The sequence below is a fragment of the Capnocytophaga sp. oral taxon 380 str. F0488 genome (assembly GCF_000318255.2).
Classification (GTDB): domain Bacteria; phylum Bacteroidota; class Bacteroidia; order Flavobacteriales; family Flavobacteriaceae; genus Capnocytophaga; species Capnocytophaga ochracea.
In genome coordinates this window covers 21,845-32,262 of record NZ_KB291181.1, presented here as the reverse complement: position 1 = coordinate 32,262, position 10,418 = coordinate 21,845, and the positions used below count along the sequence as shown (strand labels likewise).

The 10,418-nt window shown below is 37.4% G+C and carries 12 protein-coding genes; 7 read left to right on the top strand and 5 right to left on the bottom strand.

All coding sequences use genetic code 11. The features are described 5' to 3' along the window. Nucleotides 1-245 precede the first annotated feature (245 nt). From HMPREF9078_RS02340 to HMPREF9078_RS02310, 7 genes are read left to right on the top strand one after another with little or no spacing between them, the layout of a single operon-like run. Nucleotides 246-1,124, top strand: coding sequence for an ABC transporter permease (locus HMPREF9078_RS02340; protein ID WP_002672636.1), 879 nt, complete (start codon nt 246-248; stop codon nt 1,122-1,124). 27 nt (nt 1,125-1,151) lie between these two features. Next, the gene (locus HMPREF9078_RS02335; RefSeq protein WP_009419117.1) at nt 1,152-1,403 is read left to right on the top strand and encodes a DUF3098 domain-containing protein; all 252 of its coding nucleotides are present in this window, start codon (nt 1,152-1,154) and stop codon (nt 1,401-1,403) included. Between the two features lie 2 nt (nt 1,404-1,405). After that, complete coding sequence (locus tag HMPREF9078_RS02330; protein WP_009419116.1) at nt 1,406-2,215, top strand: undecaprenyl-diphosphate phosphatase; 810 nt, start codon at nt 1,406-1,408, stop codon at nt 2,213-2,215. Nucleotides 2,216-2,265: 50 nt separating this feature from the next. Then, nucleotides 2,266-3,039 carry a phosphatase PAP2 family protein gene (locus HMPREF9078_RS02325; RefSeq protein WP_009419115.1) on the top strand — a complete coding sequence of 258 codons (774 nt, stop codon included), beginning with the start codon at nt 2,266-2,268 and terminating at the stop codon, nt 3,037-3,039. A gap of 12 nt (nt 3,040-3,051) precedes the next feature. Next, the gene (locus HMPREF9078_RS02320; RefSeq protein ID WP_009419114.1) at nt 3,052-3,816 is read left to right on the top strand and encodes a class I SAM-dependent methyltransferase; all 765 of its coding nucleotides are present in this window, start codon (nt 3,052-3,054) and stop codon (nt 3,814-3,816) included. 18 nt (nt 3,817-3,834) lie between these two features. After that, the gene (locus tag HMPREF9078_RS02315) at nt 3,835-4,845 is read left to right on the top strand and encodes an FAD:protein FMN transferase (protein ID WP_009419113.1); all 1,011 of its coding nucleotides are present in this window, start codon (nt 3,835-3,837) and stop codon (nt 4,843-4,845) included. Nucleotides 4,846-4,858: 13 nt separating this feature from the next. Next, the gene (locus tag HMPREF9078_RS02310) at nt 4,859-5,554 is read left to right on the top strand and encodes a 5'-methylthioadenosine/adenosylhomocysteine nucleosidase (RefSeq protein WP_009417878.1); all 696 of its coding nucleotides are present in this window, start codon (nt 4,859-4,861) and stop codon (nt 5,552-5,554) included. Nucleotides 5,555-5,632: 78 nt separating this feature from the next. Here HMPREF9078_RS02310 and HMPREF9078_RS02305 read toward each other — a convergent pair whose 3' ends face one another. From HMPREF9078_RS02305 to HMPREF9078_RS02285, 5 genes are all read right to left on the bottom strand, one after another. Continuing rightward, nucleotides 5,633-6,154, bottom strand: coding sequence for a hypothetical protein (locus tag HMPREF9078_RS02305; RefSeq protein WP_009410257.1), 522 nt, complete (start codon nt 6,152-6,154; stop codon nt 5,633-5,635). Between the two features lie 6 nt (nt 6,155-6,160). Beyond that, nucleotides 6,161-7,567: a thioredoxin family protein gene (locus HMPREF9078_RS02300; protein ID WP_009419112.1), complete on the bottom strand. Its 1,407-nt coding sequence runs from the start codon at nt 7,565-7,567 to the stop codon at nt 6,161-6,163. A 147-nt stretch (nt 7,568-7,714) separates the two neighbouring features. Then, nucleotides 7,715-8,503, bottom strand: a complete 789-nt coding sequence (locus tag HMPREF9078_RS02295) for a rhomboid family intramembrane serine protease (RefSeq protein WP_009419111.1) — start codon at nt 8,501-8,503, stop codon at nt 7,715-7,717. After that, nucleotides 8,488-9,606: a lipid-A-disaccharide synthase gene (gene lpxB, locus HMPREF9078_RS02290; RefSeq protein WP_009419110.1), complete on the bottom strand. Its 1,119-nt coding sequence runs from the start codon at nt 9,604-9,606 to the stop codon at nt 8,488-8,490. The genes HMPREF9078_RS02295 and lpxB overlap by 16 nt, the downstream gene beginning before the upstream one ends. 30 nt (nt 9,607-9,636) lie before the next feature. Next, nucleotides 9,637-9,945 carry a hypothetical protein gene (locus HMPREF9078_RS02285; RefSeq protein ID WP_002672653.1) on the bottom strand — a complete coding sequence of 103 codons (309 nt, stop codon included), beginning with the start codon at nt 9,943-9,945 and terminating at the stop codon, nt 9,637-9,639. Between the last annotated feature and the right edge of the window lie 473 nt (nt 9,946-10,418).

The following is a 10,418-nucleotide window of genomic DNA, read 5'->3' as shown; positions in this document are numbered from 1 at the left end:
TTTTGTTCGTCTTTTGTTCGTCTTTTGTTCGTTAATTATTTATCCGCCCGTGTGGCTCACACTATCTGCCCGTGCGGCTCGCACCTGTTCGTGTGGCTCACACCAGCCCGTGAGGCTCGCACTGTCACTCGTCATTGATTTGGTATTTTTGGCATTATTGGCATTATTGGTATTAAATTAGTTGCTAATTCAAAAAAAAGTTGTACTTTTGCGTGATTTTCTATCTTAAAACAAAAAATATAAGAATGGCACGTTCCATCGATTCATTTAACAAACGAAGATTAATTACCTCCTATTTTTCGGTAATAGTGAGCATTACCTTAGTGCTCTTTCTTATGGGCTTTTTTAGTTTTCTAGTATTAAGTGCTAATAAATTAGCCAATTACTTCAAAGAGCAAGTAACCGTTACCGTCTTGATAAAGGACGACGCTAAAAATGCCGACATCGAACAGTTACAGAAAACTCTTTCGGTAGCGAGTTTTGTAAAGTCAGTGCGGTTTGTATCAAAAGAAGTTGCTGCCGAAAAGTTCAGTAAGGATATCGGCGAAGATTTTGTTACCTTCATCGGTACTAACCCTCTGCAAAACACCATCGATTTAAGCCTAAAAGCCGAATATGCCGAGCCCGATAAGATGCGCGAAATCAAACGTGAGTTAGAGCAAAACTCTTTTGTTACCGAAGTAGTATACGACCAATCTTTGGTAGCTCTTATCCACGAAAATGTGAATAGAATAGGTATTGTTACATTAATTTTCAGTGCCCTATTCACTTTTGTATCTATCTTGCTTATCAATGCCTCTATTCGCCTCTCCATTTATTCCAAACGTTTTATCATCAAAACAATGCAATTAGTAGGGGCTACGCGCAGTTTCATACGCCGTCCGTTTTTATGGACAAATGTACGCTTGGGCATTCTCAGCGCTCTAATAGCCATAGTGCTTTTTTATCTATCGCTTTTGGCTATTGTAAAGTCATATCCTGAGTTTAATATCTTAATGGATACAGGTACTTTAAGCATTGTTTTTATAAGCATTATAACCATTGGGATACTCATCAGTTGGCTAAGCACCTATTTTGCTACACAACGTTTCCTGAACCTCAATACCAACGACCTTTATTATTAACCATTAATCATTAATAATTAATCACTGATGAAACATCATTCAACTTTCATTTTTGAAAAGAAAAACTATCTTATTATGGCTGTTGGCTTAATAGTAATAGCCCTTGGTTTTATAACAATGAGCGGTGGTGGTAGCGATAATCCCGCTGTGTTCGACCCCTCTATTTTCAATTTCCGACGTATTCACTTAGCTCCTGCTTTGGTACTTTTAGGTTTTGCCATTGAAATTTACGCCATTCTAGTAAATCCTAAAACTGATAAAAAACAAGACGAAAAATAAGAATGAGTACACTGCAAGCTATTATTATTGCTATTATCGAAGGACTCACCGAGTACCTTCCTATCTCATCAACCGCACATATGGGTTTTACCGCTGCCCTTATGGGAATGCCCGACGATGAGTATTTGAAAATGTTCCAAGTTTCCATACAGTTTGGTGCTATCCTTTCGATAGTAGTACTGTATTGGCGCAAGTTCTTCGACTTTTCTAATTGGAACTTCTATTTCAAATTAGTGTGTGCCGTTATCCCTGCTCTTATATTAGGTAAACTTTTCGATGATAAGATTGAAGCAGTTTTGGACAACCAAAAAGCGATTGCTATTACCCTGATTGTAGGCGGTATTATCCTTATTTTTGTAGACAATTGGTTCAAACATCCTACGATTCACAACGAGAAAGACATCACAATAAAGAAAGCCGTTACTATTGGTTTTTGGCAGTGTTTAGCAATGATGCCAGGCACTTCGCGCTCTGCTGCTTCTATTATTGGCGGAATGACGCAAGGGCTCACTCGCAAAGCCGCTGCTGAGTTCTCTTTCTTCTTAGCCGTTCCTACAATGCTGGCTGTAACCGTGTATTCTATTTTCTTGAAGAAATGGGGTACTGCCCAGGAGAAAGGCTACGAGCTGATAATGAAAACTGATGAAAGCTTTTGGTTGTTTATCATAGGCAATGTAATAGCTTTTGTGGTAGCAATGATAGCCGTGAAATTCTTTATACATGTCCTCACCAAATTTGGTTTTAAAGTATGGGGTATTTACCGCATTGTTATTGGAGCAGTATTACTGATTTATTTTTCAATTAACAATTAATTATCTTTCCCTCCTACCCTTACCTTTTACTTTTTACCTTTTTTTGCAAAATGAAAATATTACTTTTAATTGTAGCTTTCTGTTTTATTCTCATTCAATCTATAAAAGCTCAAACCGATAGCTTATCAGTACTCCACGAATCGGTACTCACAGCCGATACTTTGCAAGTAGCTACTGAAAAACCTAAACTCAAACAGGTATTACTTCCTGCTTCTCTCATTACCTTAGGAGTTATCTCCAACGCTACTTATATCAATCGTTATGTACAACGACACGCTTATAGATATTCCGGCGGACAGAAGTTGCGCTTCGATGATTATATACAGTATCTACCTATTGCCAGCGTCTTTGCTTATAGCAATTTAGGTATAAAATCCAAGCACAGTGTAAAGGAACGACTCATAGTAGGAGCTACTGCTTATGCCATTACGGCAGCTTTAGTAAATGGAGTAAAATATAGTGTCAGAATACATCGTCCCGATGAAAGTGCCTACAATTCTTTTCCTTCAGGACACACAGCTACCGCTTTCACAGGTATGGAAATCCTTTGGCAAGAGTACAAAGATGAGAATATATGGGTAGGTATCAGTGGCTATGCTATAGCTACCACCGTAGGTGCAATGCGTTTGTACAATAATCGCCATTGGATAGGCGATGTGCTTGTAGGGGCAGGTATAGGTATCCTTAGTGCCAAAACAGCCTATTGGCTCTTGCCATATACTTCCAAATGGCTTACACGCAAAGAGAAATCTTCAATACAAATGGTTGTTTACCCCATTTATTCCGAAGAAATGAAAGGAGTGGGGCTCACCTTATTTCGCTAAAAACACCTTCTAATGGCTATTATTACCACTATATTAAACAAAGTTCCACGCCCTTGGCTTATAAAGATGAGCTATTGGGTGCGTCCGTTTTTAGCTTTCTACTTGCGAGGAAAGAAATACCAAGACCCTATTGATGGCAAGACTTTTAGGAAATTCTTACCATATGGCTACGGCAAAGCTCGCCCCAATGTACTCTCACCCTCTACCCTATCGCTTGAACGCCACCGATTGCTTTGGCTCTATCTTACTCGTGAAACCGATTTCTTTACACGTGAGCTTAAAGTGCTACACGTCGCTCCTGAACAAGCCTTCTATAAACGCTTCAAAAAACAACCTAACCTCAATTACCTCACCACCGACCTATATTCTCCTTTGGCAGATGTAAAAGCCGATTTGTGTGCTTTGCCTTTTGAAGACGAATGTTTTGATGTGATATTTTGCAACCACGTATTGGAGCATATCCAAGATGATACCCAAGCTATGAAAGAGCTTTATCGTGTGATGAAAAAGGGGGGTTGGGGTATTTTTCAAGTACCACAGGACTACCACAGAGCCATTACGTTTGAAGATAACACCATTACTGACCCGAAAGAACGCACCCGTATTTTTGGTCAGTATGACCACGTAAGGGTCTACGGTTTAGACTATTTTAATAAATTGCGCAGTATAGGCTTTGAAGTAGAGGAACTGCAATACGCTTCCCATTTCACAGCTGAAGAAATAGAACGGTATCGTATTGTTGCTGAAGAAATCATTCCTTTATGCAAGAAGAAGTAAAATTTTAATAATTAAATAATGAAATATCTATTTTTAAGTATCGCAATAGGTTTAGTAGCTTGCCAGTCTCCCGTAAAAGATGAAATTCATCTTATAAGTGGAGAGGCACAAGGTAGCACTTATCACATTAAGTACATTAGTAAAACTAAAGAAGACTTAAAACCTGCCATAGACTCTATTTTACAAGTGATAGATAAGTCTATGTCTACCTATAAACCAGATTCTGACATTTCTAAAATCAATGCAGGAGATAAAAATGTAGTGGTAGACGAGCATTTCAGAAAAGTTTTTGAAGCCTCTCAGCAAATATGGCAAGAAAGTGAAGGTTTGTTTGACCCTACGGTAGGTGTATTAGTAAATGCTTGGGGGTTCGGTAAACAAAAGATAACTGAGGATAAACTCCCCACAGATGAAAGAATAGCAGAACTGAAGAAATATGTAGGCTTTAATAAAGTACATCTCACAGCTGATAACCATATTGAAAAAGAGTCTCCTGAAATACTGTTTGACTTTAATGCCATAGCACAAGGCTATACCTCCGATGTAGTTGCGGCTTTCCTCAACTCAAAAGGTATTGAGAATTATATAGTGGAGATAGCAGGTGAGATGTATCTGAAAGGAAGGAACATCATAGAGAACAAAGCGTGGACGATAGGCGTAGAAAACCCTATCAAACCTTTGGACGATCGCGAATTGGTAGCTACTATACAATTTACCAATCAAGGATTGGCAACCTCTGGTAACTATCGCAAAGTATGGACAGATAGTAATGGGCGCAAATATGTACATTCTATTAACCCTATTACCGGACGCGCTACCCAAAGCGATGTGCTCAGTGCTACAGTAGTTGCTCCTTCCACTATGTTTGCTGATGGATATGCTACTATGTTTATGGTAATGGGATTGGAAAAGAGCAAAGCTTTCTTAGAGAAACACCCCAATATGGCTGTACTTTTAGTGTATAGCAACAAACAAAACGAAGAACTTACCTTTAAGACGAAGGCTTTTGAAAAATTAATAATTCAGTAAAGATTTTTTATTTATGAAAATAGGAATTATAGGAGCAATGGAGCTTGAGATAGATAGTTTAAGAGCTTCTATTGAGTCTTGCAAAGAAACTAAAATAGGGCGTTTTGTTTTTTATGAAGGTTCTCTTAATGGGATAGAAGTAGTATTATTACTTTCAGGCATAGGTAAAGTAAGCGCTTCGGTTGCGACCACTTTACTTATAGAAAGATACAATCCATCGCTTATTATTAATACAGGTACTGCCGGAGGCTTAGGTGATACTTCGGTACACGATATAATCTTAGCTACTGAAGTACGCCACCACGATGTAGACGTTACGGCTTTTGGGTATGAAATAGGTCAGCAAGCACAAATGCCTCCTGCCTTTATTGCTAACACACAATGGACAGAAAGACTAAAACAAGTAGCCGAACGATACAGCCATACACTTCACTACGGACAAGTAGTAAGTGGAGACTCTTTCATTTCCTCGCCCACCCGACTACAAGAAATTGCTAATACCTTCCCTAAAGCAAAAGCCGTAGAAATGGAAGCAGCAGCTATTGCTCAAACCTGCTACTTATTAAACATTCCATTTGTAATGCTTCGCGCTATTTCTGATAAGGCAGGCGAAGGGAATGCGGTATCATATGAGACTTTTGTAGTAGAGGCAGGCAAACTGTCTGCAACTATTATAAAAGCATTCTTAGCCTCTATCTCTGAAACATAGGGAAAGTACACATATAACAAATAAGGGACTGAATTATATAATTCAATCCCTTATTTTTTTATACTTATAGAAATATTCCTATTTTAAAAATTGACGTACTTCTTCTTTTAAATGGCTTAGTGCATTAGCCGAAGGAGTGGCTTTCTCTACAAACTCTTTAAATATAGCTTCTACCATAGCTTGTGAGTCTTTTACCTCTTCGGTTAGGGCTACTTTACGGATTATTTGAATAGTAGCCATTTTAGCAGTACGAATAATATTCCATAGCTTTTCACTGAGGTATATTTGTTGTGCTAAGTTATGTTCAAATTCTTCATCAATAGAGTTTACAAGCAATGCTTCATACTCTTTCTTAGAAAAGTTATGAGGAGGAATGCGCAGAAATAGTTGTTGAGGAGACATTCGCTCTAAAAAAAGTGTCATTCGCTCGTATGCTTGTAAGCGGATAGGCATTGTATACTTTTGGTTTTCTTTATGAAGAAGAAACAATCGCTTTTTATCTTCATTTTCAATATGTATTCTAAAAAAATAAAAGGCTACCGCTCCTACAATAAGAGCCGGAACGCAATACATAATAAAGGTAATAATCTGGTCAGACATAAATAATTAAGATTCTTTTGATAATAATATTTTTTCTAAGTTTGGACTGAAAATATCTTCAAAAGCCGATATAATACGTCCGTTTTTATCTATAATTACTGATTTGTTAATATTATTAATTAAAAACTTTTGCGACAAATCTATGAAATTGATAGAGTGATATTGGTCAGTCCAATCGGTATTTGAGATTTGTTTGCGCCATTGAGTTTTATCCTGCCCTATATCAATACCTACAAACTTTACATTGGGGAATAGCTTCTTTAACTGACTCACTCTTCCGAAGATAAGTTTAGAAAGCTCTTTCTGATTGACCGACCAAAAGTAATAAATAGTTACCTCCGGCTGTTGTATTTCCGAAAACTTAGTAGGTTCACCGTTTGCATTAATCAAATCAAAATCGGGAGGAATTCTTCCCGCTTGTAGTGCTATTACATTTCTAAATACCTTATCTAATTCGGCTTTATACTTATTATCTTTGTTATACTTAGCAAATTTATCGAAGTAATCTTTATACTCGGTGTGCTCTTGGATATTAAAAATATAAGCATAAGCTGCATTTCGGTATAGGTTATCTCTCAAACTTCCATTGGTAAAAAGACTATCGATGATTTTAATCTTTTGCAAATGGAAACCTAATTCCCTACTTACATCTACCAAAGTGTGAGTATCATAGGTGTATTGAGTAAAAGCCAGATTATTGACATACATTACCATATACCTATAATAGGGGCGAAAATACTCTAAAAAGCTATCGTTATAATTAATTTGTTTACGATAGTCGTAAAAGTTATAGGGCAGTAAATCTACGATTGAAATGTTGTTCTTATTTTGATAAACAAAAGGATATATCTCCATTTCCTTATAGATAGGAAAAGTAGCGCTTACTAAGGCTAAATCTTTTGCTTTCTCGGTGAGCTGAGGATTTAGTTTGAGAAAATCATCATACTCCCGTTTTCTTTCTTGATATAAGGAATCACTTTTGTTTTTGTACTGCATAGGTGGTAAAGAATGAAACTTCCTAAAAACTTCTTCTTGCGCATCTGATATCTTAGATTGTGAGAGTAAGAAGTTATTAATAGCAGAGCCTTTACCCGAGAATGAAATACTTTCTTCAAAACTGAGTGCATTGGCATACACTACCACACTGTCCTTAGGTTCTACATACACATATTGATACTTACCATCTGTTTCAAAGTTAAACAACTCTCCTTCGGTTATATTTAGGTTAAACAGGAAAGTTTTATTCTTATCTAAATAAGCAGTATCTATAGGAGTATCATTGCTGTATAGAACAACAAAAGAGTCCTTTGCATTAGGGAAAAAGCCACTTATTATAGTAGGCTCATTACGCTTACCCTTGCAAGCGATTAAAGTGCTTAAAAGCACCCATAATATTAGCCGATTCATCTTCATCACCAATAAGCATTCAACTATTTGGGGGCAAAAGTATAACATTATCTAAACACGGTGAGTTAAGAATATGTTAAAAATATACCCACTACTAAATATTAACATTTATTAGTAATTCGCTGTTTGAATTAGCCTCTCATTGATAGCAAATTAGCTTTCTTTCTCCTTGCTCACTTCAAAGAGGAATTTCTTTTCTTGGTCGGTTAAACTTGCATAACCACTGGCACTGATTTTCTCTAACAGTTGATTGACCTGATGTGCTCGTATCTGTTGTTCTTCTGAAACGACTTTCTTCTCTTTTTTAGGGGATTCTTCTTGGGGCGTTTTTGCTTTTTTAGGAATACGAAAACTGTACTTTGAAGTAAGTCCTGCGAATATCCCTCCTAAAATACCTCCGAAGTGGGCTATCTTACCTCCTGTGTTTACTGATATATTCAGTATATCGAAAAGTATAAAAGCCAATATAACGTACAGCAATTTTATTTTAAAGGTAAAAATATACACATTATAAGAGGGAAACAGGGTTACCACAAAGGCTAAGGCTCCCATAACAGCAGCTGAAGCTCCTAAGAGCATCGTATTATCAGTGAAGGAGGGGAAGAAGTAACCTATGGTTAGAAAAGTGATTCCGCCACCTATAATCCCAAAGCTATACGCTTTTACAAATTGTTTTCCGTTAAAGAGATTGAAGAAAATATGCCCCGTGAAAAATAATAGGAGCATATTCCAAAACAGGTGTTGAATACTTACGTGATAGAAAGCATAAGAAATAAGCGTCCAAGGTTGTTTTAAAAACAGAGGTAACGATTGAGGCATACATAGCCACTGATTAAGCTGCTCTTGTGTTACTTTGTTAGTATACACTACAAGTTTGCTTATACCCAATAGCAATGTACATACCACAATTACGCTATTAGCTGTGTTTAATTTTCCTGACATTGACGTAATATTAATGAAGCTGTTTTTTCGCTTGCTCCTTCTCCGCCTAACCTTTCTCTCAACAAAACATAATCTTTAAACACTTCGTAACGGTGCCTATAAGTAGTGAGCTTGTTAAGCTCAGCTTCTAAATTCTTTTTAGTAAGGTCACCTTGAATAAGCTCAGTAACCACAGGCTTATCCATAATGAGGTTTACTAATGAAATGTACTTGAGCTTGATAATGCGTTTGGCTATATGATAGGAAATCCAATTGCCTTTGTAGCACACCACTTCGGGGACGTTGAGCAAGGCGGTTTCTAAGGTTGCCGTACCACTAGTTACAAGCGCTGCATAAGACACCGAGAGCAAATCATAAGTTTTACCGCTTACAAAATGCACGTTTTCTTCTTTGATAAAACGTTTATAGAAGTGATAATCAATTGAGGGGGCTCCTGCTATTACGAACTGATACTGATGAAAATCATCGACTATAGAGAGCATTATTTTTAGCATCTTGGCTATTTCCTGCTTTCTACTACCTGGTAAGAGTGCTATAATAGGGCGCACATCTAAGTTATTTTCCTTTTTAAAAGTCTGCTCATCTACTTCTTTGCGCTGTGCAATAGCATCGAGCAAAGGATGACCAACAAAGTGCACGCGGTATTGGTGTTCTCTTTCGTAGAAATCTTTTTCAAACGGGAGTATGACGTACATAAAATCTACATCGCGTTTGATTGCTTTTATGCGGTTCTCTTTCCAAGCCCATATTTGTGGTGAGATGTAGTAATGAGTAGGGATATGTTGTTGTTTAGCCCATTGGGCAATGCGCATATTAAAACCGGGATAGTCTATAAAAATAAGAACATCGGGGTTAAACTGGGTGATATCTTTCTTACAGAAATCGATATTGCGCAAGATGGTGCGCAGGTTCGTAATCACTTCCCAGAAGCCCATAAAAGCGAGGTCTCGGTAATGCTTTACTTGTGTACCTGCCACCTGTTGCATTTGGTCGCCCCCCCAAAAGCGGAATTCGGCTTTTGGGTCTTTTTCTAATAGGGCTTTCATTAGGTTAGCACCGTGCAAATCACCAGAAGCCTCGCCTGCTATAATATAATACTTCATTTTTCTGCGGTTTGAAAGTTTAATACATCATTAGTTTTTAATAGCGGTATTGTTTAGATACGCTGTGATGGCAGCGTGGTAAACTGATGAGGTGCCTTTTTTGACCTTAGGTAATACTTCATAGGAAGCCCTGAGCTGTGGGTCTTTAAGGACGAGCTGGGCATAACGCACGGCTTCTTGGAACTTAGTGCGACAGCCTAATTGAGCTTCGGAAGCTGGCACGCGGGACTTAGAAGGGGCTTTACAGACTACTGTTTGTCCTTTAACTTTTCGGAAAACGAACGTTTTACCAATCATACCAGAGAGTCCATTTAAAATAACATTTCGACTTCTTGCCATAATACAAATTGTTTTTTGGAATTAATAGTGCAAAGGTATGGCAAATTTTTGGTATATCAAAATTGGTGTGAGCCACACAAACGGGTATAATTAGTAAATTAGCAAATTTGAGAATTAGCAAATGGGGACGGAAGAATAAAATAATGTAGATGAAAGGCTTATTTAATAGTTAATGATTAATGATTAATGGTTAATTTGGGAGAAGCTTATAGAAAGCTTATATGAAAGACGGTGCGAGCCGCACGGGTAGATAAAGAAAAGACGAACAAAAGACGAACAAAAGACGAACAATGAACGAACAAAAACGAATAAATGACAAAGAAAAGACAAAGAAAAGACGAACAAAAGACGAACAAAAGACGAACAATGAACGAACGAATGACGAACAAAGAACGAACAAAAGACGAACAAAAGACGAAGGAATGACGAACAAAGAACGAAGGAAAAGTGGGGGTAAGTTAAAGCTAAGATAG